Raw genomic sequence first — 22,543 nt, forward strand, 5'->3', positions numbered from 1 at the left:
CCGGCCTAATCTGGCCGTGTTTAATAAATTTTTGAATGGCCTGTAAGGCCAGAAAGGACAAAACCATGAACGAAATGAAGCACTTTTTCACCACCGCCAGCACTGACACCATCGGCGAGTGCCTGAGCGGCGAGAAGCTGCTGAACGCATCCCGCGATGCAAAGGGCAACACCCTGCTGACCTTTGAGAGCTCCTATGAGGGCTACTCTGATCTGCTGACCATCATGCCGGACGGCTCTGTGATCGGCACATTCATCTGTGACGAGGAGCAGCGGCCCCAGACCGTCAACGACAACCCGACCATGACGGATGTGGCCACGCTGCTGGAAGATAAGAAGCTGAGCCTTATGTGCAGCACCAGCGGCATGGAAGCAGAAGACCCCAGCGAGGGCATGGAGCTGACTTTCCTTGACTACAAGGGCAAGAGCCCTGACACCCTGCTCCGCATCACTCCCGCGCTGGTTGACGGCACACCCATCATCAAGGTGGAAACCCAGAGCCTGAACCAGCAATAAGCCAAGACCGCCGACAAACAGAAAGCCGCCTTTCCCTGCGCCAACAGGGACGGGCGGCAAATGGCGGGAATATGCTTTGCACGGCGTGTTTCCCGCCTCTATTTTAACAAAAACGGAGGAATTTTACAATGACTGCTTATCAATTTCAGTGTACGGCTCCTGTGGCGCTGATGTTCTTCGTGGGTGCGGTGGCCTACTGGCGCACCTTCGGTTTCTGGGGCTGAGGAGGTGTGCAGCATGACCAAACAGGAACTGCACGAGCAGCTTGTGAAGGAAGCGGAAGTGTATTGCCCTAACATGACCCCGGAGAAAAGGAAAATGGCGGTCGAGCTGGTGGAAGAGGTGCTCAGCCTGTCCGAAGCGCAGCGCAATCGTTTTCTTGACTTCCTGCGCCTGAGCAAAAGGGCAAACGCACTCGGCCTTGACGTGGATGTGGACAAGAGCACGAAGCTCTACTTCATCAAAGACGTTGCGACCAATACCGTGATCGCCCCGCCGCCGATGAACCTTGAAACCGTGGCAGCGTGGCTGGACGACTACGAGAAAGAAGCAGACGAAGAGGACATTACAACGTGATTTCTTGTGTTATAGTCCGCTTTATGGTATAATAAGAGCATAGTATAGACGCTCTTTTGAACCATTACAAATAGTAAATTTTATCGGTGGTGCGTGGAGTACAGAGCACCACCCCCACCCCTGAGAGCGTGTTACAGCCCCGGAAAGGCTGCTGCACGCTCTTTTTATTTGCCGGAGGTCATTCTATACCATGACGAAGAAGAAGCTCAAGAAGTGCCCTGTCTGTGGGGCTGTGATGTACCAGTTTGCACCGGGAATCCGCTGTCTTGACTGCGAGATGAAGCAAGCCCAGGATGAACGGGAGCGGAACCGCGTGAAAACTCTGGCATGGGCTGCATATCATCTGGAACACGGCGAACGGCTGTCACTGGGCGAAGTGGCCGCTATGGCTGACGCTATGGGCATGAGCTACGGCGCATACAGTTTACAGTTGTCCCAGCAGAAACACAATGCAGCAACAAATTGACATATCATAGCATTATATTTGCATTTTACAACAGAATGTGGTATACTGAGCATAGCAGGCGGTTTATAGCGCCGTCCGGCTCCTGACTGCTCTTTGCTGCACGGTCTGGCTGTGGGTGTGCCATGACCCACGATCAGAGCGCCCAGCATTGCAGGAGCGGACACACCCCCTTGCACCGGGCTTTTCCTTTCTCCGGTGCACCATGCGCGGCATAAGGTTTGCCGCCTGCTGTTTTTTACGTCTACTCATACGGAAAATGAGGTGCTATCAATGGAAAATCCCAACCCTACCCCCAGCGCCGCCCAGCAGGCCGAAAATAACGGCTCTGAGCGGATGTTTACCCAATCCGAACTAAATACCATCGTTGCCGATCGGCTTGCCCGTGAGCGCTCCAAGAGTGCCGAGCGCGTGGGCGACCTTGACGCACGAGAAAAAGACTTGAAAGCCCGCGAGGAAGCGTTGGAAGCCAAAAGTCAGCGCTTCAACCAGTGGGAAGCACGGGAAGCCTGCAAGCAGTATCTGTCTGATAACCATATCAGCGCGGCGCTGCTGGATAAGCTGGACACCAGCGACCCGGAAGCGTTCAAGACCGCGGTAAAGGCGGTGCAGAGCGTCACCGGCAACGGGTACACCGTCACTACTACGACCACCGGCGCAAAGGTAGACACCCCGCCGACCTGGCTTTCCAACGGCACGGATAAAGACGCGGAGTTAAAGCGGGCTTTCGGTCTGAAAGACTGAAAGAGGTTTTCATAAATGGCTATTGAGTTAGCAACCCAGTTCCAAGCATATACCGATGAACAGTTTTACTCCGAGAGCAAGACCAGCCTTGTGACCAACAAGGATTTCAATTTTGATGGCGCAAAGACCATCAAGCTGTATAAGGTCAAAACCACCGATATGGAGGACTTCAACCGCAACGGCCCCATTCTGGACGGCAACAAGTCCCAGTATGGCACGATCAGCACCCTGCAGGCCACCACCGAGACATTCACGATCAACAAAGATCGTTCTTTCACGTTCGAGGTGGACAAGATGGACACGGACGAAACCAAGATGCAGGTTGCAGCCGCCAGCGCTCTGGCACGCCAGCAGCGTGAGAAGGTGTTCCCGGAGATCGACTCCTATGTTTACAGCGTGATGGCAGCAAATGCAGGCATTAAGCCGGAAGCCGCAGCCCTGACCGCTGAAAACATCTATACCGAGATCATCACGGCAAATGCCCAGATGGATGATGCAGAAGTGCCCGCATCTGGCCGCGTGCTTATTCTGACCCCCACCGCATACACGCTCCTGAAGCAGTCCAAGGCCACCTTTGACAATCAGGACATTGGTGCAGAACTGCGCAAGAAGGGCGTTATTGCCCAGCTGGACGGCCTGAATGTGGTCAAGATCGCGTCCAACCGCCTGCCCGAGAAGTTCGGCTTCATGATCGCGCATCCCGTGGCTACCGTGGCCCCGGTCAAGCTGGCAGAGTACAAGATTCACCTTGACCCGCCTTTCCTGTCCGGTAGTCTGGTGGAGGGCCGTATTTATTACGACTGCTTTGTTTTGGAAAACAAGAGCAAGGCGATTTTTTATCAGGCAATCGCCTGATATGGCATCATCTGGGCGCATGGGGCAACCTGTGCGCCCTTTTTGTATCGAGGTGAGTATATTTGAAGATCAAACTTTCAACTCCCGCAGAGGTACGCCGCACGCTGTCCAAGATCGCAAATATGCTGCTGAATAACGAGATCGACCCGCAGCGGGCAACGGCTATCACAAATTGCTGCAACGCCGTTTTGAACTGCATCCGCATTGACGAACAGCAGAAGAAACTGGCAGAGCTGGAAAAGCTGCTTGACGAGGTGGAAGCGAATGGAGCTTGACCGACTGGAAAAGCGCATCCGGGCACTACAGGCCCGGAAAGCGGCCAGAGCTGCCACGTTTGAGCGCGTGCAGGGCATCGACCCCACCGAGCACGAAGCGGCTGTATACCATGCTATCCATGAGGATATAGCCGCCGATGCACACACCTACTACAATCTTCCCGGTGGACGCGGCTCCTGCAAATCGTCCTTTGTGTCGTTGGAGATTGTGGACGGCATCCAGAAAGACCCCACCGGCACCGGCTCTGCTGTGGTGTTCAGGCGGTGGGGCAGCACCTTGAGGGAATCCGTGTTTGCACAAATCCAGTGGGCTATTGACGCGCTGGGCGTGTCTGACCTGTGGAGCTGCACCGTGTCGCCCATGCGCTGCACCTACCTGCCCACCGGCGCACAGATCATCTTTCGCGGGCTGGACGATAACAGCAAGATCAAGTCTATCAAGCCTGCAAAGGGCTTTTTCCGGTGGGTGTGGTTCGAGGAATTTTCCGAGCTGCCCGGAGAAAACTTTGTCCGCAGCGTGATGCAGTCTGTAGGCCGTGGCGGGAAGCCTGTGGTGTTCCGCAGCTTCAACCCGCCTGTGTCCCTGAACAACTGGGCAAATAAGTTCATCCAGCAGCCCAACGAGGAAGCATTGACCCTGCACACGGATTACACCCAGGTGCCCCCGGAATGGCTGGGAGGGGTGTTTCTGAACGAAGCCCTGCGCATCCAGAGCCTAAACCCGAAGGTGTACGATCATGAGTATTTGGGCATCCCTACAGGCAGCGGCGGCGAGGTATTCACCACGCTGGAAGTGCGAGAGATCGCGGACGAAGAGCTTGCAATGCAGTGTTACCGCTATGTGGGCTGTGATTTTGGCTTTGCGTCTGACCCTGCTGCCGTTGTGGCGCTGTACTATGACCGCAGCACCGAAACCATCTATTTTGCGGATGAGATTTACAAGCGCGGCCTGTCAAATGAAGCCCTTGCCGCCGAGATCCGGGCACACGGCCTTGACCATGTGGGAGAACCCCGGAAGAACCCCATCACAGGCGCAGAAACGGCCCCGGAACAGGTTATTTATTGCGACTGTGCAGAACCCAAGAGCGTGCACGATCTACGGGAATACGGCCTGCAGGCTCGCCCTTGCATCAAGCGCCCCGGCTGTGTGAACTACCGCATCAAGTGGCTGCAAAAACGGACGCTTGTAGTTGATCCCCGGCGCACCCCCAACATCTACCGCGAGTTTTCACAATATGAATACGACACGGACAAAGACGGAAACTTCCTGCCCAGTGTGCCAGATCGGGACAATCATGCTTGTGACGCAACCGCATATAGCCTTGACCGTCTTATCTTCAACAAGAACGAAGGAGCGTAAAACCATGCTGGAAATGCACCTGACCTGCCCGAACTGCAAAAAGACTTTTGTTGTCTATGACTGGCAGCTATGGAGAGACAGCGAGGAAAACGAGAGCTTTCAATGCCCCTGCTGCCATACTGCCCCGGATGAAGAAGCCTGTTACCGCCTGAAAGATGGCTTTTTGGAGCTGTGCGACGTTGACCGGCATTGGAACCACGACAAAGAGAGTGCACCGCTGCCGCCTGAAAAACAGAGCTGGCATATCGAGGTAAAGCCAGGTTGATAACACACTGAAAATCAAAAGTGTGGTAAATACTGTGGTATAAGTAAAGAAAAGCACCTAGATTTCAACGAATCTAGGTGCTTTTTACTGGTGGAGGCGATGGGAGTCGAACCATCATTTATGATTTCACGAGCAATACGATAGCGAAAAAGCCTTAAAACTACGGCAATTTTCTTTTGACTAATATCATTTTATAAATCAACACTCATTCGTAAGATGTAAAAGTGCGTGAGTAAGTGCGTGAGTGCCTTGCAAACAAAAACAGCCCCGAGGAACCGTCAGGCTCCCCGGGGCTGCTGCTATGTATGGCTGTTTTTGGCAGGGCGGCTTACTTCCCCTGCGCCTTCAGCTTGTCGTAGGTCTGGTCTGCCTGAAGGGCAGCAGTGGTGAAGCTGTTGTTCTTCCACCACGCGACCAGCGCGGCCACGGTGGTGATGCCGGCGGTGACCAGCTGCTCCACGGTCTGGCTCTCGATGGGCAGCACGGGCTTGCCCAGTGCAGACAGTACCTGATTGGTCAGTGCCAGCAGCAGGCAGGCGGTGCGGGCAATGGTGCCTGCGGAGATGGTGGGTGCGTTGTAGGTGTGTGCGTTCATAGTTAGGTCCTTTCTCTTTCGTGTTCGTCTGCTTCTAAATCAGCGATGCGGTGGTTGACCACCTTCATCTGCTCTTCCAAAATTGGGACGCGGCGGGCAAAATTGTTGTGCTCCCGCACCTCGCGGGTCAGCTCCTCCAGCTTCGTTTCGGTCACGGCCTGCTGCTTGTCCAGCTTTGCATCCATGCTCTGGGCGGTGCGGTTGTTGGAGTAAATGACCCCCAGCAGGCTCAGCCCGCCGGTGATCAGCGCCACGAGAATGCTCTCAATCGGTCACACCCCCTCTCCATCTTCAGCGTCATCTTCCCACGCCTGCTGGATGCGCTGGCCGTTGGCACAGACCACATCCATGGTGGCGTCGGCCTGGATGTTCGTTGCGATCAGCGCCTTGTCCATCGTGTCCATACCGAAATAGCCGGTGAACACCTCGCCGGTCGGCAAAGGCGCAGCTACTGCGATTTTGCTGATTTTGTGCTCTTCCAGTGTAGCTAATACCTCGGAGAGCCACGATGCATAAGGTGCATCAGAGATCAGGTAACTTGCCATGTTGTCCCCCTCACAACGTCCACCGGCTCTTGTTCGGGCGGGTGTCCACGTGCACCCAGCCCTTTGCCCGGCCTGCCTTGACCGGGTAGCGGCCCACGCCGCCCCAGCCGGGCATCAGGCTTTCGGCGTAGGCGGCCACGGCCAGCGGGTCGGTGTCCTGCACCTGAATGTCAGCGGCGCGGCCCAGCAGGTGCTGGCTGGATTTGGAGCCGCCCACCCTTGCGTTGTGGCTGGCGGTGCGGTAGCCGCTGGTAATGACCACCGGCGCACCGAAGTGCTCCCGGATGCACTGCAGCAGCACCACAAGGCCCTCGTCAATGAGGATGGTGTCGGTGCCGTCGCGGCAGCGGAACTCCCGCACACGGAACGCGGGAGAGAGCTGCTTTGCGCCGTCCTTCTTCAGGCTATACTGCTTGATTGCCATATGTATCACGTCCTTTCACGGGGTCAGGCCCCGATTTTCACGTTCTCTTTCAGCTCCTGATCTGCCTTGTCCTTCGCATCCAGCGCGTCGTAGTACGCCTGCGCCAGAATCTCCACCTCTGCGATGTCGTCCTCCGTCAGCAGGCCACTGTCCAGATGGACATACGTCCTGTCCAGCCAGTATGCCACGTCGCGCCCTGCGGCGATTTCTCGCTTGATTGAGCGCAGTGTCAGGTCGTGCCGGGCTTTGGATTTGATAGCCATATGCTTTTCCCCTCCTTATGTGGTAGTCATGGACGCAATGGCGTCCTCAAGATTTTTGACGACGAGATTTACGTCCCGCTGGTAGTCCAGCTTGATCCCTGCACCGTCACCAGCCTGCACCACCGTGTCAGGGCCGTAAGCAGTGAGGGCTTTATAATCAGATAGCTCGGCAGGAGTGAGCGGGGTTTCGATGGGGGCAGCGAGTTGATACACAAAATCAACGTCAATAGCTAAGGCTATCAGCTCTTCTGCAGTATAAAAACCGCCTTCAGATTTTGTTATATTTTTAAGATACAGTTTAGTGCCCGCAACGCAGGAAGTCCACGATGTGTAAGGCGTTATGCTTATAATGCACGGAGAAGCACCATCTTTTCCTTCATTTCCCGGAACATCTAAAGCCAGTCGATACTGTTCATTTACATTACCGTTGCTTGTGTTAACTCGCCCTTTGCCAATTCTCTGCACCCTTACACTCCTTTCCAAGTCCACCTCGGCGCACACCCACTGCTGGCCTGTGCTGTCAGTGTAGTTGCCGCCAGAAGTGACAGGGATGCCGGGGAGACCAGTGGGAGTGGGGAGCGTGAGGAGCTGTTCACGGTAGGGTTCATAATCGGGAGATGATGCATTCCATGTCAGGCACACGTTTTCACTGGCCATATTGGATAACAGATACTCGAACTTTGTTACGTCCACTGGATACGTTATATGGTGTTCAGCCTTACCCGCATCAATACCAAACCAGTTTTCGTTGTTGTTCTCGTCAAAGAATAAGATGTTTCCGCCTTGCGAAACTAAATCGCCTTTGAATACTAAAGTTATCGGTGTGTTTTTCTTAACAAAGCACTCGACAACGTTATGCACTTTCAGGTTGGGCGGCATCCGATTCTTCCCCGTCACCTTCACTGTCAAACTCCCACCGTCGCCTGCGCTCACGATAGGAACAGGTGCATCCGGCGTGGGTTTGCCGTCCTGCGTGCTCCGACCGTACACGGTCAGGCCGCACAGGGGTGCAGGGAAAGCGTCGTCAACGCTGAGCGGGTTGCCCGTTTCACTGCCTGTGAAGATGTTCTGCCTCACCTTTACTGCGCTGATCGCGTCACCTGTGGCTTTTGCGTCAGCGGCTTCGCCCCTGTGGGTGAGGGTGGGGTCCAGTGCTACGGCAGGGCCAGTCTCGCCTTTAGGGCCTTGCGGGCCCTGCTTGCCTTGCGGGCCTGTTTCTCCCTGTGGGCCAGTGGCACCCGTAGCGCCTGTGGGGCCTTGAGGGCCTTGCTCACCCTGCGGGCCAACCGGGCCGATGGGGCCTTGAGGGCCTTGCTCGCCTTTGAAGTCACCGCTTGCGATGCCGTTCTTGAGCTCCTGCAGACTGCCAGCGGCTTCCTGAGCGCTCTGGCTGGCACTGCCTGCACTGGTGGCGGCTTCACTGGCGGCGGTCTGGGCGGCTTCTGTAGAGGCTTCCACCTGCTCGAGGGCCTTGTCCCGGGCCGCGTCCACAGCCTGCGTGGCGGCGGTCTGCTTGTCACCGATGGCTTTCAGCGCGTCCTCTTTGGCGGTGATGGTGTCAGAGAGGGCCTGCCCGGCCTTTTGGGCAGATGCCCCGGACTGCTGTGCTGCCGTCTGTGCGTCGGCCTTGGCCTGCTCTGCGGCAGTGGCATCGGCGTGGACGGCATCCACCAGCTGCTGCCATGCAGGCGTGCCCGGTTCCGGCTCTGTGCCGTCCTCTGTGCCGGAGTTGGCGCTGACACGATACCGCAGGTCTGCGCTGGTCATCACCTTTGCGCCGTCGCTGCCCTCAAAGGTGATGCACCCGCTTCCGGGCTGTGCGGTCACGCTGGCGGGCACGTCCACATAGCCGTCCACCAGCGAGGATGCCGGGTCTTTACCGTCCGGGACGTGCCAGAAGCAGCGGATAGCCAGCCCTTCCCACTCGCCGGAAGCGGTGACGGCAAGGCGGTACACGCCCCGGTTCTTGGTGTAGCCGAGGGCCAGCGCGTATGCCCGCCCGGGCAGGCATACGCTTCCGCCGGATGTCAGCGTGATGGGGAACTCAATCATAAAACAACACCTCCTGCGTCCTGTTTCGGTTCGGTCAGGCGCTGGTCTTTTCGGTCAGCATCTCGGTCAGCTCGGCATACTGCTCATCGGTCAGCTTGTTGGCGGCGTAGAAGATATCGATCTTCTCCGCCAGACCATCGGTACTGCCGCGCTCGATCATGCGCTTGCAGGTGCGATACAGAACCATTTCCGTTGCTTTAGACATAATGTTTTTCCTCCCTATCAGGTGTTATCAGCGTTATCGGTGTCATCCGTATCGGAGACATTCAACTCCAGAAGGGTCAGGCGATAAGCCTGATCCAAGTTCATCTCGTCGGCGTCGGCCTGTGCGGACTGCAACTCGGTCATGTGCGCATTCCATTCGCTCGGAGTCATGTACTTGTAGCAGTTGACTTTAATAGATTCGCCTTTGCTGTATTGCTTGGCTACTATCGTACCGTCGGTCTTAAATGACAGGCCATTCTTATACGCATAGGATTGCCCCCGATTGATAGGGATCTCCCGTGCGTCTGCTACAGTGTTTGCTGAAAAAGTAATAAAATCAGTGCCGTCAGGCACGGGGTCCGATGTAGTACCATTCCACTCCGAGATATAAACGACAATTGTACCGATTAAGCACGGGAATGCGGCAGAAACCTCGTACCGGAAACCGAGAACGTTTGACATTGCAAAATAGTACCCGCTGGTGATAGTCACAGTCAGCGTGCCATCTGCCCCAAATTTAATCTTGTCGGTTTTGCCATCATATGTAGCATACGCACTGCCTCCGCGCGCTACAACAGCGCATGTGTTGTCTATGGTGGTGCAGTCAGAGTTTGTAAGAACGACATAATCAACATCATCCGGGATAGTCATGCTTTTTGCAACTCTCTGGCAATATACCTGCCTCGACGTTAGCGAGCCGATATTGTTTAGCTGCTCCTGCAGCTTTGCGTGCTCTGCATCGGCCTCTGCTTTGGTGTAAAAGCTCCTGCTGTCCACCTCGGCCTGCAGGCTGTCCAGCATGGCCTTTACCTGCGCCTGCAGCTGTGCGGTGGGGATTCCCGTCACGCCGTCCCGCATGACGCCGCAGACGGCCTCGTCCGCGCGGGTGTCGGTGATGTCGGCGGCGGTGACAGCGGTGGAGCCTGCGGGCACCGAAATGGTGCACAGGCCCAGCTCGTACTGATTATGGTTCTGCAGGATATCGGGCGGCTGTGCGGCCACGGCAGGCGTGCCGGTCTTGAGCTTGATCGCCGTGATATTCTCCGAGGTGTCAAACTGCAGCACGACGCGATCCACGCGGTTGAGGGTGTTGTCTGCTTCGGGGACGGTCAAAACGTTCTCTTCCCGACTGCACACGGATACGCCTTTAAAGTCGTCGTAATTGATCCATGCAAGGCCGGGCGCAACGGTGATCTGCCGGGTACCGGTGGTACTGACAGCAAAGTTGGTCTCTTTGGAGTAGACGCCGGATGTGCGGGTGCACAGGTAGGTGGCCACGTCCTCGGCGCTGTAAACCACGCCGTTCAGCGGATATGTGATAATGCTCATTGTTTCCTCCTGATGATCGGGGTGCCGATCTCTGTGCTGACCGAGTTTTCACCCTTTTGGGAGCTCAGGGTCACAGAGGTAATGCGGGCAGCGGCCTGAATGTCCGTTCCGGGCAGGCTGGCCTCCACCACCATGCCCACCGTGATGCTGCCGGTGGGGGTGAAGCGGAAGTTTTCCAGCCGGGTATGTTTGGCAAGCTCCTGCTCGCCCTGTGCGCGCAGGGCGGCAAGATAGTCCGCCTGAGACTGGCCGCCTTCCTTCTTTTTGCTGGTAGCATCCACGATCAGCTCCCGCCGGGCAGAGCCGGTGTTCTCCGCTGCACCCACGGTGGCGGTGCCTTCCGCGCCAACGACCACGCACACGTTTTTATAGTCCGTGATGCTCTCGGTATAGGTCAGGTCAGTCAGGTTGCCGTACTGCGGCGCATACCGGGCGTTCGGGTCGAGTTTTGGCCGGAACAGCTCAAACAGCAGTTTCGCTTCCGGCTGATCGAACCGCACCCGGAAGCCGATGTCCAGCTCCTGACACACCTGTTCGACCAGCTTCAACAGGCTGCCGGGCTTGACCTCGCCGCTGTAGGTGTCCGTCAGTCCTACAGCATCGCCCAGTTCAAGGCAGGGCCACGCAACAGCACTGGATACCAGACTTCGCAACGTTTCCTCTGCGGCAAAATTGCTCAGGGTGTCCGTGTGACCGCGTTCATCCAGAATGCAGGCCGCGTCTTTTGCGGCGATCACCAGCTTGTGGTCGGATTTCTGGGCCGACACGATGCGCATGAGCCGGTCGCTGCCCACCAGCCAAAGATACCGGTCCGGGCGGCACAGCGCCTGCAAAGCGGTCGTGTCGTGCAGCTCCAGCTGTGCACCTTGGGTGTCGCTATAGACGTTGTAGCGTTCCGGCCAGACCAGCGAGACCCAGCTTTCAATGCGGCCCAGCAGATTGAGCCTGATATCATAGACGCAGATGCTCTTGTGCCCGGATGCTGTCAGTGCAGAAATGATCTCAGCCATTGGAACCCTCCGTGATGATGGTGGAATACGCTGCGTGCATGGTCAGCGTCAGGAAAAGCCAGCCGTCGCCGGATTCTGCGGTGCGCTGCCATGCCTGCGCACCGTGATACACCGTCCAAAGGGTACTGCTTCCGTCAAGGATGGAGAGCACGTCGTAGGCTTTGCCGTCAATGAGCTGCTGGACCCGCAGCAGGTCGTTTTCGCGGTAGACCTGCAGCTCGTCGCCGTCCTGCAGGGTCGTAACAAAGCGCAGGTATTCGCCCGTTTCCGGGTTAAGGACGCCGGGGTTGACCACGGACCCTCTGGCCGACAGTGAAAGCCGAAAGTTCTGGGTATCCAGACCGCTGTTGACGATGCGGATATAATCGGCCTGCTCCCGGATGCCGAACTGGTGCGCGTCGTAGCACACCGGCAGGCGGAACACAGGTGTCACCTTGATGGTCGCGGCCAGCGTTTCCTCTACGCTGTGCCAATAGGGGTTGGGGCAGTACAGCTGAAAGCTGAAGGCGGGCCAGAGCAGCGCCGCGCTGATGGCCGGACAGCGCTGCACCTCGGCGTCACACCAGTATTTCCCGGCCACGGTGAAACGCCCGGTCACGCCCGGCGCAAACACGTCCCGCAGCTGACGCTTGCAGTAATCGGCATTGCGCAGGATACGCCCGGTGATGGTGCGGGTGACGCCGGAAATGCTGCGGCTCTCCACAGGAGCACCCACCTGCTGATAACCCTGACTGGTTTCCAGATCCACGGGCAGGTCGCCCAGCGGGTCACAGCTCCACAGCACGCTGGCCTTGTAGCCAAAGGCAAAGCTCTGTCCGGTGCTGGAGGTAAAAACAGCGTCAAACACCCTGCAGCACCGCCCTTTCCTGCTCATACTGTGCTTCGCGCATCAGGTCCGCCGCTGTCTGCGCCTTGCTGTAGATGTACTGGTTCACTTCGATATTGGGCCGCTGAGTGCGCTGGGGCAGCGGCGTTTTCTTCTCGTAGTCCCACAGGCTGCTGGAAGCCTCGGTGATGGTGCTGCCTGCGGCGCTACTGGAAGAGCTTCCCGTGCCGGGTGTGCTCTTTTTCTTGAAGGCACCGCCGAGCGATGCAACGATGGCCGCGATCGCAGCCACCAGAGCAACGCCCGCTGCGATCATCAGCAGGCCCTTCGGGGTCCCGAATCCGGTCGGCAGCAGCGCCATGCCGATGGATTGCAGCATTGCCACGAACGCGCCGCCGATGGCACCGATCAGGCCGCCCAGCGAAGCCAGGATCTCCGGGAATGCAGAGATCAGACCGCCCTGCAGGCCCTGACTGATGGCGAGCGCTGCCGCACTCAGCGGCCCCTGCAGACCGCCGAAAATGTCCAGCAGTGTGCTGCCCAGGCCGGAGAACTGGCTGACCACATCTCCAAAGCCGCCAGTCAGGCCGTCGAAAATCTGGGTGCCGAGGTCCCACGCGCCATTGGCCAGCTGGCTGATGCCCTCGCCCAGAAAACCGTTGACCTGCTGGATCAGATTCTTGCCGAAGTCGTCGATCAGCAGCTTGGTCTCCGGTGCAAGACCGTTGTACAGGGTGGAAATGACCCACTGCCCGACGCTGAGCCAGTCCTGACTCTTCACGGCTTTGTACAACGTGCCGAAGGTGCCCAGCACGCCCTTGTCAGCCTCGCCCTGCCAGCCCTTTACAAGGCCAGAAAAACTGTCGGCACTGGCCTTCTTGATGGTCTCGGCCACCTGTTCGGTGCCGTCGGCGGCAATGTTCTTGACCCGCTCGACCACCACAAGGGCACCGTCCACCACCTTATTGAAGGTCTCGGTGATCACCTTTTTGGTGGTCTCGGTGCCGTCGGTCAGTGTTTCCTTGATGGTTTTGGTGCTGGTAGCAATGCCATTTACCACTGTGTCAAAGGTCGATGTGACCGAATTGGCCATCTCCCGCACCGTCTCCATGGTCTGCTTGACGGTCTTTTTGCCATCGGCAGCAATGCTGGTGACGGTCTTGATATCCTTCAGCACACCGTTCACCAGCTGACGGCTGGTCTCGGTGATGGTCTGGGTCTGCTGCTTCTTTCCGTTGGAAAGCTCCTCGTTTACGGTCTGGGTGGTGCGGGTCACTTTGCCCAGCACCTCGGTCACCGTGTCAGAGTAAGAGTTGACCACCGATGCGGCGGCCTTTGCGGCTGTGCCCGCTGCTTTCCCTGCAGTGGCTGCCGCATTGCCGGACTTGGTATAGGCCGGGATAGCGATATCCGCCACGGTCTGGGCGCTGTCGGCAAGGCTGGTGTTGGCGGAGGTCCAGTCGGCCAGCTCGTCACGGTTTGCAGCATCGGCGATGGTAAAGCCGGCAGTGGCTGCAGTAGCGATACCCGCCACTTTGCCCTTGCCGGTCAGACCGTTGATGAAGCTCTGGATCAGATTCTTGCCCCACTGCACCGCCTGCGAGGGCAGGCTCTTGATCCATGCCAGGGCGCTGGAAAAACCACCCTTGAAGGCATTCAGCATGGAAGAACCCATGCTCTTAACTCCGTTGGCCACACCGGTGAGAATGTTCTTGCCGATGTTCAGCCAGTTCACTGCAGAAATGACCGAAAGCACCGCCTGCAGGATCTTCTTCCAGTTGGCCAGCAGGTCGGGCACAGCCTTTACGATACCCACGCCCAGCTGCACCACCAGTGAGACGCCCTCTGCAAGGAGCTTCGGCATATTGTCGTTGATGATGCCGCAGATATTGATGATGATATCCGGCACATAGGCGATGAGGTCCGGCAGACCCGCGATCAGGCCGTTGGCCAGCTGGGTGATCATGTCCAGACCGGCGTTCACGAACTCCCCGGCATTTTCCCGCAGGTTTTCTGTAAAGGAAAGCAGCTGCGGCAGAGCATTCGCCAGAAAATCCGGGATGCCTTGCGTGAAGCCCTGCGCCAGAGAGCCGAGAAGCTCGGTGCCGGTCTGCACCACTTCGGGCACAAGGCCGTAAATGACCTGCGGGATGCCCTGCAGCACGTTGCCGATCATGGGCAGCAGGTTGTCCACAAGGTAGGTCTGCGCCGTATCGGTCAGCGCCTGCAGGGGTGCCGTCAGGTCTGCGCCGGTGCTCCAATTGCCCAACACGTTCTGCGCCGCTGCCTTCATGGCCGCAAAGCTGCCGGTCAGGGTGGTTGCGGCTTCTCTCGCCGTTGTTCCGGTGATGTCCATCTCCTGCTGGATCACATGGATGGCGCTGTACATGTCAGCCAGATTGCCCAGATCATAATGGACGCCGGAGATCTTCTCCGCGTCGGTCAGCAGACGCTGCATCTCGGCCTGCGTGCCGCCATAGCCCAGCTTGAGGTTATCCAGCATGGTATAGTTCTGCTTGGCAAAGCCCTGATAGGCATTCTGGATATCCTGCATATTCGTGCCCATCTTGTTGGCGTTGTCGGCCATGTCCACCATGGCCATGTTGGCAAGCTGGGCGGCGGCATTGGTATCCTTGCTCACGCTGGAAAGAAGGCTGGCCGCAAAGCTGGTGGTCTGCTCCATGTAGTCGTTGGCGGAAAGACCCACGGTCTTGTAGGCCTGCGCTGCATTGTCAAAAACGGTCTGCTGGGACTGCATCAGGGATGCATATTCGTCTTTAACGGCATCCACCGATTTGCCCACGGACTGGGCATATTCTTCCATGCTCTTGCCGCCTGCACCGAACAGTGTTTCAATGCCGCCGATGCTCTGCTGCAGGGCACCGCCCATGTCGATGGAATCCTTGATGATTTTGCCGATGCCAGCGGCGGCAAGCACTTTTTTGATAGTGCCGACCAGCTTGGCACCAATGCTCTGGCCAACCTTTGCGCCTAAGCCGTCCGTTTCTTCGTCAAAAACGTCAGTCAGTGCAGCCCGGATGCCATCTGCCGACGGCACGATCTGCACATAGGCTTTCGCCATCTCGATTTTGTCCGGCATCTCCATCAACCTCCTTTCAGCGCAGCAATGGCCGCTTCAAATTCTTCCGGGCTGGCAAAACTCTGCACATCCTCCGTGTCGCTGCCGGAGCCTGTGCCGGTCAGAGCTTCCAGAATGGACTTGGGCGGCCTGCCGGGCTTGCCCAGCAGCCACCACTCGATGCGGTTCAGCGTGTCGGCAGCAGATGCCTGCAGCTGATCTTCTATAGGCACCCGCTGCCCGGCCAGCCGCAGCATACTGCGGCTGCTCTCCGGCAGACCTGCAGCAAGGGTGGCCGCCAGACGCGGCGGCAGGCTGCGCCAATCCAGAACGTGGTAATACTGCGCAAAATCGCAGATCAGCGCATCCTCGTCCGATGCGATCAGTTCGGAGAGGATGCAGAGTTTTTTCCTGCGGAAAAGCTGCGGATCAGTTCACCGATCGCTGCACCAAAGGCAACCACCGGCACGCGGCCCTTGGCGTCACGCAGGTGGTCGTAGAGCTTCTTCTTGCCTTCCTTGCCAAGCAGGCGGTCCGCCACATAGAACAGCTTGGTACCGTCCGTGTCCATTTCCACGATGGCCTCCACCAGCTCCACGTCGTTCATGGCTTCATCGTCCAGCTCGATCTCAAAACCGGATTCCGTTTTTGCAATCATGCCTTTACCTCCTTATTGTCTGCGGTGCTCTCGGCGGCAGACTGGGTGGCGGCAGTGCCACCCAGAATGTACTCGTAGTGGGTGTTGCCCTCGGTGTCCGGCACCGCGGTGATGGTGGTGTTGTAGCCCACCGCACCGTTGGAATAGACGATATCACCCACGGCAGACACTGCCGCATCCGGGATCACGATGCGTTTGAGCACGTTGTTCTTCATCACCATGTCCACGACCCAGCTGCAGTCCTGCTGTTCGTCGCTGTTGGCCTTGACCGTGATGCCGGTCTCCAGCGTGCCGGCAACGTTCTTATCGCCGTAGACGGACTTGAGCACCGCCGGGTTCAGGGCTTCCAGCAGGGTGTAGGCGAAGGTGTCCGGCTTTTCGGTCTGCTGGGTCAGCACGGTATCACCGCCCCATGCCGTGGTGTTCTCGCTGCTGGGAGAGTTCGAGTTGGTCAGGCCGTCACTGGAAATGTAGCCCAGCGATTCAAAGGCTTCGTTCAGTTTGGACTTTGCATCCGTGGGCAGCGGAGTGCCCAGAGGTGCGCGCCAGACGGCACCGCCCACCTTGGGCTTTGCGGCGGTGACATTTTTTGCATTTGCCATGTGTGTTGCTCCTTTCAGTTCAGTAATGTGTGATAGAAAAAACGGCCTGATATCTGGGCCGTTTGCGGGTTGTATCCGGGAAACGATAGTCGGTGCTCAGCTCACAGCTGGAAAGTTCCGGCAGTTCTGCAGCATCTTCCATGGCTGCCTTGACCTCCTCATTGAGCCGGGAGGCATCCAGCGTGCCGTCATGGTCGGTGGCGTTAGGGCCATAGGACTGCACGGCCAGCGTGGCGGCATACAGGCCGTCCTCGTAGCCGGAGCCGGTCTTTTCCAATACCACGAACCTGTCCGGGGCCGGTGTGGGCACCGTCAGGCGGACAGGCACCGACAGCCGTTCGGACAGAAAATTTTGAATCAGTTCTTCGATCATTTCTTTTTCTTGTAACGGACTGCTCTGCAGTCCTTCAGCCTTTTATGCGTATGCACGCCTTCCTGCCCATGACCGCCGGAAACGGCTTTCAACAGGGTGTTGTTGGCCGAGTTGTCGTCATAGGCCTTGCGGGAAGCGGTCTCCACCACAGCCACGGCACGGGTGGGGGCCACGTAGGATTCGTAGCCATCGCCGCAGCGGTCCTTCACGGTGTCGGCACGGTCCTTGAGCACCGCCTGCATTTCAGGGGAGCGCAGCAGCGCCCGGATGCCGGGGCTGTTCAGCTCGATGCGGACCTTACTCAAACCGCACCACCTGCACTTTCTTGTTCCAGCACAGCGGGATCATGCTCTCAATGCCCTGCACAACGCCGCCGCAGGTGCGGAAGGTCTGGCCGAAAAACTCCACCTTTGCATCCTCCCAGCTGTGGGCATCGCCCTTTGGGATGGCCAGCGTATAGGCCAGCCGCCGCCCGGTGAGCTGCAGCTCGGTGGTGATCTCCTCGGCAGAAGGTTCGCCCACCAGCACATTGTGCACAGTGACGGGCATTTCCTCATAGACCGGGTTATGGGCATCGTCCTCGCCGGTCTGGGTCTTGGCGTAGAGAGTGAGATCGATTCCTTTCAGCATAAGTCCTCCAGCGGGCTGTGTGCCCCGATGCGGCTGCCGACGCCCAGCAGCTTCTTTTCCAGCTTGGAAAGATACAGCTCACCGGCAGAGCCGCCGCTCATGGTCCAGCTCTGACTGTAACCCAGCGCCGTGGCCGTGCCTTGCGTGGAGCCCATGGGAAAGGAGACCCCGCCCTCACTGTCGCTCTCGCCCAGCTGACGACGCACCATCCGGCAGGAGACCACCCGCTTGGCGTCTTCGCCCGCATCCGGGTTGTAGCTGTCGATGATCACGGCAGCTTCGCTCAGCAGGGCAGCGCACTGTGTCTGTTCGTCTCGGGACAAGGCGCGGAAACCAGCTTCCACATCCTGCACTTCGGCATAAAGCATGGCGGCACCTCATCAGACGGCAGCCTCGGTGCGCTTGATGTACAGAGTCTGAGGTTTGGAGACTTTCAGACCATACACCTTGCGGCCCTGCACAGCGGATGCACCGATGTACTTGCCGGAGCCGGACAGGTCCTGCAGGTGCACCGGGGTCTGCCACTCCATGACGCGGTGACACCAGTTGGGGTGTCCGGCGATGAATTCCGTGGTGGTCTTTTTGCTGCCCACACGAGTAGTGGATTCGTAATCCATATTGTTGGACTCGAACACATTGAAACCGGCGATACGGCCAATGACGCCCTGCTGCACCAGCTCCTGAGACAGGTCGCCCTGCTTGATGAAGTGCTCATCCAGCATCAAAACCTCCAGATATTCGGGGGATGCAATGAGGAAACGTCCCTCGTTGGGCACGCCCTTACGGCCCAGGACACGCTTTGCCTCCAGTGCCAGCTTGTAGGCATTGGTCTCAGTTGCGGCAGTCTTGGTAGCGCTGATGGTAGCACCGACAGCACCCTCCAGTGCGTCGATGGACTTTTTATCCACGGACAGAGCCAGAGAGTAGCCAGCGCTGTCCAGACGGTCGGCCACGATGTCGTCCGGCACGCTTGCGGCATCGTAGCCATCGATCAGCTCGTTTACGGCTTCATCGTGGTCAATGTTCAGGTCCAGATAAGTGGTGGTGCCGACTTCCGCGTCCACGCCGGTGGCCTTGTTGTACTCCTTGACGGAAACCTCAGTGTCACGCACCGGGATCTTTACCTTGCCGGAAGTAGGGTCGCCTTCGTAGCGGCTGTTGAAAATGAGATTATCGCGGGTCACCAGAGTGTTGCGCAGCTTTGCGTCAACAAGGGAAGCCCAGCGCTCCTGATTTGCGTGTGCCATAAGATACCTCTCTTTCTCCGTGCAGAGCGCACGGATCAAACTTTCAGATTCGGATTCAGCTTTGTAAATGCAGCCAGAACGCCGTCCGGCTGACTGGGAACGTGATTCGGGGTCCCGCCGTCTTTGAGGATGGGATATCCGGCAGCCTGACCTTCACCAAACGCCCACGGGTTCGCCTTGGCGGCTTCGTCCAGCGCCTTGCCGATGTCGGTGCTGCGGTCGGCAGAGCCCTTCAGGGCGTCCAGATCCAGCAAAGCACGCACCGCCTTGACGCTGCGGCCCTTCTTGCTCATGATGGCGGCATTCAGGGCATTATCAAAGGCAAAGCCCTCGGCCTGCGCCTTCATGTCGGCTTTCAGCTTGGTGACCTGCTCCTGCAGGCCTGCCACATCCACGCCGTCAAAGGCTTTCAGGCCGTCCTGTGCGGTCTTGAGCTGGGCGTTTGCGTTGTCCAGCTGGGCCTGCAGAGCCGTGGCGGCAGACTTCTCCCGGTTGATGTCTGCGCCGTTCTCCTGCATGATCCAGTTCAGCTGTTCATCGGTGATGCCGGGGATCTTGTTCTTCACGTCTTCACGCTTCATGGTGGAAACTCCTTTCGTGTGTGAGACCTCAGTTTTTTACACTGTTCTCTGTCAGTGATCCGGTCGTGGGCGGGATACGCGCCGCCCGCCGCATGGCGCCGTTTGCAGGGATCGAACCTGCCGTTTCCGGCTTTGGAGACCGGTGCTCTTCCAACATGAGCTAAAGCGGCATAAAAAAGCACGGTGCAAAACTGCATCGTGCTTAAACGTGGGCAAAAGAAAACCACGGTGCATGTGCATCGTGGTTCAATTACTGTTCCTGTTCCCAGGCCCAGTTTTTAAATTTATGATACGCTTTCAACGCTTCCTCTGGAACAGCAGAAAAGTCTTTTTCAAGAATCGCTGTACGGTAAGGATCAAACGTATCGACTAACTTTTGAATTTCCGGGGGATAACCCAATATGCACATGTTACGTTCGCCTCCTTAACGACATAAATTCCGCCTCGACTTCATCAAAGCGGTCGCCTAAATACATATCAGCAGCATATTTGCTGATTTCTCCTACATTATCGCGCGTAATGCCAAGTTTGTCAATGCGTTCCTTGCACTTTTTGCACAGAACATCGAGATACTCCCCGCGATTTTCTCGGGTGATCGTCCAGCCGGATTGCCGGAAATCCTCTGCCTGCTTCATGTGCCACATTTCATGAGCTTCAACGGCACCAGCACCGCCGGATGCTTCCTGCACTGCCTTCTTGCCGATGCTTTCAGCGTAGTAAACGATATTCTCACAGGGGTCGTAAATGCCCAGTGCACCTCGCAATTCATCATCACTGACGATCACGATTTTAGGCTTGCGGTCAATGCTTACGCCCCAGTCGGTCAATGCGTGTTCTGTGTTCTGGTTGACCTCATGCAGCGCCTTGGGCTTGATAGACGCTTTATCTGAAACAAAAACCGACGTTTTGTAAGATTCGACCTGCTTCACAGAGATTTCAACAGCTTCCGTTCTGCGGGTCAGTGTGATTTTACTTGCTGCACCCAGATCCTTACGGTATGCCTGCGCTGCATACGCCGCCCTCTTTTGTGCATTGATGCGCTCCCGGTTGGCGGCGTAATCAATGCGGCGCATTTTGTTGATGTCGCTGCCCGCTTCCCGGTACTGCCGGTAATACTTGTCCGGATCGTACCCGGCCACAGTGGTGTCGGAACGGAACCGCACCGCAAACTCACAGTCACAATGGGCGTGGATGTGCTCCGCGTGGCCGCCCTTCAGCAGTTTCTTGCTGGCCTTCTGCCAGCCGTTGGACGCCAGTGTGATGCAAAAAGGGCAGGTATCACCATGGGGCACCCATGCCCATTCCGCGCCGTCGCGAATGGCGTTTTTCAGGGTGGTGTCCGCGCCGGCACGCTTGACCAGACGGCTGACGCCGTTTGGCAGATTGGCCGGGTTCTGGTCCTTGGTAGCGTTCACCATGCGGGCCACCTCGCTGTAGCTGGCGGTCTCAGCAGGCTCTGCGGCGGGCACATACACGCCCTGCGCCTCAGCCAGTGCCTCATACATCTGGCAGGCCAGCTCTGTGCTGCCCTCGCCGTATTTCGTCACAAGGCCGTAAGCGTAGGCCACAAGGTCGTCCGTGTCGGCAGTGCCGTGGGCGTCTATGTATTCCCGCATGAGCTGCCCGGCTTTCTGGTTCAGCCGGGACAGCCGGGTGATGTACTCATTCCACGTTTTCGTTGAGATCTGCATCTTCCATCTCCATCAGCAGTTTCTGGCCACGCTGGCGCTGCTCCTGTGCCTTGATGCGCCGGATGTCCGCCTGATCGAAGCCAATCATTTCCAGAAAGGTATCCGTCCCGGCAAACTCCTGCCGGGCAGATGCGATCTTGATAGCGGCATCTGCCGTCACGGCCACGCTGGGCATGGCCGGATTTCTAAAGTGCGCCATGATACCGGTCTCTTCTTCGGTCAGATCAGAAAGCTCACAGCCCCGTGCCACGGCCTGCGCCATGCAGGCAATGGTGCGCAGGGCGTCGCCGTTGCCGGTGTTCAGCTGCTGGGCCAGCAGCACCAGCGTCTGGCTCTGAGCAAGGATGGCATCGCTGCTGGTGGGGTTGGCGTCGTTCACCACGCCCACGTCGGTGACAGTCAGGCCGGTGGCCGCTGCAAACTGGGTGGCCGTCATGCGCATCTTCTCCACATGGGGCTGCAGGTTGCCCTGCGCCAGCTGACCGAACTCCGGGTTTTCGCCGGTCTCCGGGTTGGAGGTGGCTGCGATGATTGCGCCGACATACTGTTTAAACTTATCGGCAGTGATAGCATCGTACTGTTCATCCGTCACACCGAGAATGTATTTCTGCGGGGTGGTGTCGAACTCCAGCGCAATGGTAGCGTTGGCGGCTGTACGCACATAATCATCGATCAATGCCCGGATGGGGCGTTTCAGGCGGCTGCGGCCAAAGGGTTTATTGTTGGTCGCATTCCAGATCAGCGGTTCCATCAACGGACGCTTCATCCGGTTCGGATACCGCTTTGCCGTCCAGATGCCGCCTTCCAGGCTTAACACAATGGTTGCATCGTCAGTGTAAAAGTTCACAAGGGATGGATTCCAGACATCAGCAACAGATTCATCCTGTGCAGTGTCGATGATGGAAAACCCATAGTCGATGCGACCTTTCTCACCATTCCAGCAGGCAGCTGCGGTGGCAGGAGAATTAAAACGGATGCGGCAGCCGATGTCCGAATCCTTGGAAAGGGTGGCAAACACGCAGCCGTACTTCAGCTCGTCCCTGCAGGCCTTGGCGTACTCGGCCACAAGGCGGTTATCCTTTACAAGCCGGGCAAGGCTGTCCAGATTGCCGCCGCTGCCCACAAAGCCGTCAAACATGGAGCGTGCGGCCAATGCATCCACGGCTTTCTGTCCCCAGCTGCAGCCTACTTCCAGTTTGCTCAATCCTTTCGGCAAAGCGATACCAAGGCTGACATCCTGCAGTGTGATATGACCTTCGTAGTATTTGTCCTTGATAACATTGTTGCCCTGGTGGGTGTTATAAATATTGGTCAATTCCTGCAGCTGTGCCAGTTCTTCCGGTGTCAGGCCGTCCACACGGCCAAAATTCAAAATCTGCAT

Annotated in this window: 31 protein-coding genes and 1 tRNA gene; 8 read left to right on the plus strand and 24 right to left on the minus strand. The window is 57.5% G+C overall.

What is annotated here, in order from left to right:
- Positions 1 to 65 precede the first annotated feature (65 nt).
- The 8 genes from ACKXF9_RS11510 (at position 66) to ACKXF9_RS11545 (ending at position 5,053) form a co-directional block, all read left to right on the plus strand.
- Positions 66 to 515, plus strand: a complete 450-nt coding sequence (locus ACKXF9_RS11510; protein ID WP_418266269.1) for a hypothetical protein — start codon at positions 66 to 68, stop codon at positions 513 to 515.
- Positions 516 to 752: 237 nt separating this feature from the next.
- Complete coding sequence (locus ACKXF9_RS11515; protein ID WP_418266270.1) at positions 753 to 1,091, plus strand: hypothetical protein; 339 nt, start codon at positions 753 to 755, stop codon at positions 1,089 to 1,091.
- Between the two features lie 190 nt (positions 1,092 to 1,281).
- Positions 1,282 to 1,557 carry a hypothetical protein gene (locus ACKXF9_RS11520; protein WP_418266271.1) on the plus strand — a complete coding sequence of 92 codons (276 nt, stop codon included), beginning with the start codon at positions 1,282 to 1,284 and terminating at the stop codon, positions 1,555 to 1,557.
- Positions 1,558 to 1,827: 270 nt separating this feature from the next.
- Positions 1,828 to 2,298 (plus strand): capsid assembly scaffolding protein Gp46 family protein, encoded by a 471-nt coding sequence (locus ACKXF9_RS11525; protein WP_418266272.1) that lies wholly within the window; start codon positions 1,828 to 1,830, stop codon positions 2,296 to 2,298.
- A gap of 15 nt (positions 2,299 to 2,313) precedes the next feature.
- A complete protein-coding gene (locus ACKXF9_RS11530) occupies positions 2,314 to 3,153 on the plus strand; it encodes a hypothetical protein (RefSeq protein ID WP_418266273.1) in 840 nt (279 codons plus the stop codon).
- 62 nt (positions 3,154 to 3,215) lie between these two features.
- Positions 3,216 to 3,428, plus strand: coding sequence for a hypothetical protein (locus tag ACKXF9_RS11535; protein WP_156069978.1), 213 nt, complete (start codon positions 3,216 to 3,218; stop codon positions 3,426 to 3,428).
- Positions 3,418 to 4,788 (plus strand): PBSX family phage terminase large subunit, encoded by a 1,371-nt coding sequence (locus ACKXF9_RS11540; protein ID WP_418266274.1) that lies wholly within the window; start codon positions 3,418 to 3,420, stop codon positions 4,786 to 4,788. Before ACKXF9_RS11535 ends, ACKXF9_RS11540 begins: the two co-directional genes overlap by 11 nt.
- A gap of 4 nt (positions 4,789 to 4,792) precedes the next feature.
- Positions 4,793 to 5,053 (plus strand): hypothetical protein, encoded by a 261-nt coding sequence (locus tag ACKXF9_RS11545; protein WP_390573997.1) that lies wholly within the window; start codon positions 4,793 to 4,795, stop codon positions 5,051 to 5,053.
- Between the two features lie 328 nt (positions 5,054 to 5,381).
- Here the strand turns inward: ACKXF9_RS11545 and ACKXF9_RS11550 are convergent, their stop codons facing one another.
- From ACKXF9_RS11550 to ACKXF9_RS11665, 24 genes are all read right to left on the minus strand, one after another.
- Positions 5,382 to 5,648, minus strand: coding sequence for a phage holin (locus tag ACKXF9_RS11550; RefSeq protein ID WP_418266275.1), 267 nt, complete (start codon positions 5,646 to 5,648; stop codon positions 5,382 to 5,384).
- 2 nt (positions 5,649 to 5,650) lie between these two features.
- Positions 5,651 to 5,917 carry a hypothetical protein gene (locus tag ACKXF9_RS11555; protein ID WP_418266379.1) on the minus strand — a complete coding sequence of 89 codons (267 nt, stop codon included), beginning with the start codon at positions 5,915 to 5,917 and terminating at the stop codon, positions 5,651 to 5,653.
- A 3-nt stretch (positions 5,918 to 5,920) separates the two neighbouring features.
- Entirely contained in the window at positions 5,921 to 6,193 is a 273-nt protein-coding gene (locus ACKXF9_RS11560; RefSeq protein ID WP_418266276.1) for a hypothetical protein, read from the minus strand.
- 10 nt (positions 6,194 to 6,203) lie between these two features.
- Positions 6,204 to 6,617, minus strand: a complete 414-nt coding sequence (locus ACKXF9_RS11565; protein ID WP_418266277.1) for a YcbK family protein — start codon at positions 6,615 to 6,617, stop codon at positions 6,204 to 6,206.
- Between the two features lie 23 nt (positions 6,618 to 6,640).
- On the minus strand, positions 6,641 to 6,880 hold the full coding sequence (locus ACKXF9_RS11570; protein ID WP_418266278.1) for a hypothetical protein: 240 nt from the start codon (positions 6,878 to 6,880) through the stop codon (positions 6,641 to 6,643).
- 15 nt (positions 6,881 to 6,895) lie between these two features.
- The gene (locus ACKXF9_RS11575; RefSeq protein WP_418266279.1) at positions 6,896 to 8,932 is read right to left on the minus strand and encodes a hypothetical protein; all 2,037 of its coding nucleotides are present in this window, start codon (positions 8,930 to 8,932) and stop codon (positions 6,896 to 6,898) included.
- Positions 8,933 to 8,966: 34 nt separating this feature from the next.
- Positions 8,967 to 9,137, minus strand: coding sequence for a hypothetical protein (locus ACKXF9_RS11580; protein WP_418266280.1), 171 nt, complete (start codon positions 9,135 to 9,137; stop codon positions 8,967 to 8,969).
- Between the two features lie 17 nt (positions 9,138 to 9,154).
- Entirely contained in the window at positions 9,155 to 10,465 is a 1,311-nt protein-coding gene (locus tag ACKXF9_RS11585) for a hypothetical protein (protein ID WP_418266281.1), read from the minus strand.
- Positions 10,462 to 11,475 carry a Gp37-like protein gene (locus tag ACKXF9_RS11590; RefSeq protein ID WP_418266282.1) on the minus strand — a complete coding sequence of 338 codons (1,014 nt, stop codon included), beginning with the start codon at positions 11,473 to 11,475 and terminating at the stop codon, positions 10,462 to 10,464. The genes ACKXF9_RS11585 and ACKXF9_RS11590 overlap by 4 nt, the downstream gene beginning before the upstream one ends.
- Positions 11,468 to 12,349: a hypothetical protein gene (locus ACKXF9_RS11595; RefSeq protein WP_418266283.1), complete on the minus strand. Its 882-nt coding sequence runs from the start codon at positions 12,347 to 12,349 to the stop codon at positions 11,468 to 11,470. Before ACKXF9_RS11595 ends, ACKXF9_RS11590 begins: the two co-directional genes overlap by 8 nt.
- A complete protein-coding gene (locus ACKXF9_RS11600) occupies positions 12,315 to 15,401 on the minus strand; it encodes a phage tail protein (RefSeq protein WP_418266284.1) in 3,087 nt (1,028 codons plus the stop codon). The genes ACKXF9_RS11595 and ACKXF9_RS11600 overlap by 35 nt, the downstream gene beginning before the upstream one ends.
- A 5-nt stretch (positions 15,402 to 15,406) precedes the next feature.
- On the minus strand, positions 15,407 to 15,613 hold the full coding sequence (locus ACKXF9_RS11605; protein ID WP_298637690.1) for a hypothetical protein: 207 nt from the start codon (positions 15,611 to 15,613) through the stop codon (positions 15,407 to 15,409).
- Positions 15,614 to 15,762: 149 nt separating this feature from the next.
- Positions 15,763 to 16,038, minus strand: coding sequence for a hypothetical protein (locus ACKXF9_RS11610; RefSeq protein WP_298637691.1), 276 nt, complete (start codon positions 16,036 to 16,038; stop codon positions 15,763 to 15,765).
- Complete coding sequence (locus ACKXF9_RS11615) at positions 16,035 to 16,640, minus strand: phage tail protein (protein ID WP_418266285.1); 606 nt, start codon at positions 16,638 to 16,640, stop codon at positions 16,035 to 16,037. Before ACKXF9_RS11615 ends, ACKXF9_RS11610 begins: the two co-directional genes overlap by 4 nt.
- A 19-nt stretch (positions 16,641 to 16,659) precedes the next feature.
- Positions 16,660 to 17,013, minus strand: coding sequence for a hypothetical protein (locus ACKXF9_RS11620; RefSeq protein WP_418266286.1), 354 nt, complete (start codon positions 17,011 to 17,013; stop codon positions 16,660 to 16,662).
- On the minus strand, positions 17,010 to 17,318 hold the full coding sequence (locus ACKXF9_RS11625; protein WP_418266287.1) for a hypothetical protein: 309 nt from the start codon (positions 17,316 to 17,318) through the stop codon (positions 17,010 to 17,012). The genes ACKXF9_RS11620 and ACKXF9_RS11625 overlap by 4 nt, the downstream gene beginning before the upstream one ends.
- Positions 17,311 to 17,643 carry a hypothetical protein gene (locus tag ACKXF9_RS11630; protein WP_418266288.1) on the minus strand — a complete coding sequence of 111 codons (333 nt, stop codon included), beginning with the start codon at positions 17,641 to 17,643 and terminating at the stop codon, positions 17,311 to 17,313. Before ACKXF9_RS11630 ends, ACKXF9_RS11625 begins: the two co-directional genes overlap by 8 nt.
- Entirely contained in the window at positions 17,637 to 18,011 is a 375-nt protein-coding gene (locus ACKXF9_RS11635) for a hypothetical protein (RefSeq protein WP_418266289.1), read from the minus strand. Before ACKXF9_RS11635 ends, ACKXF9_RS11630 begins: the two co-directional genes overlap by 7 nt.
- 12 nt (positions 18,012 to 18,023) lie before the next feature.
- A complete protein-coding gene (locus ACKXF9_RS11640; RefSeq protein ID WP_418266290.1) occupies positions 18,024 to 18,890 on the minus strand; it encodes a hypothetical protein in 867 nt (288 codons plus the stop codon).
- Between the two features lie 35 nt (positions 18,891 to 18,925).
- Positions 18,926 to 19,471, minus strand: coding sequence for a phage scaffolding protein (locus tag ACKXF9_RS11645; protein ID WP_418266291.1), 546 nt, complete (start codon positions 19,469 to 19,471; stop codon positions 18,926 to 18,928).
- 93 nt (positions 19,472 to 19,564) lie between these two features.
- A tRNA-Trp gene (locus ACKXF9_RS11650) sits at positions 19,565 to 19,641 on the minus strand.
- A gap of 80 nt (positions 19,642 to 19,721) precedes the next feature.
- Positions 19,722 to 19,880 carry a hypothetical protein gene (locus ACKXF9_RS11655; RefSeq protein ID WP_371292921.1) on the minus strand — a complete coding sequence of 53 codons (159 nt, stop codon included), beginning with the start codon at positions 19,878 to 19,880 and terminating at the stop codon, positions 19,722 to 19,724.
- Position 19,881: 1 nt separating this feature from the next.
- Entirely contained in the window at positions 19,882 to 21,162 is a 1,281-nt protein-coding gene (locus ACKXF9_RS11660; protein WP_418266292.1) for a hypothetical protein, read from the minus strand.
- A complete protein-coding gene (locus tag ACKXF9_RS11665; protein WP_418266293.1) occupies positions 21,134 to 22,543 on the minus strand; it encodes a hypothetical protein in 1,410 nt (469 codons plus the stop codon). Before ACKXF9_RS11665 ends, ACKXF9_RS11660 begins: the two co-directional genes overlap by 29 nt.

It is taken from the genome of Faecalibacterium sp. 9 (genome assembly GCF_048320955.1).
Taxonomy (GTDB): domain Bacteria; phylum Bacillota; class Clostridia; order Oscillospirales; family Ruminococcaceae; genus Faecalibacterium; species Faecalibacterium wellingii.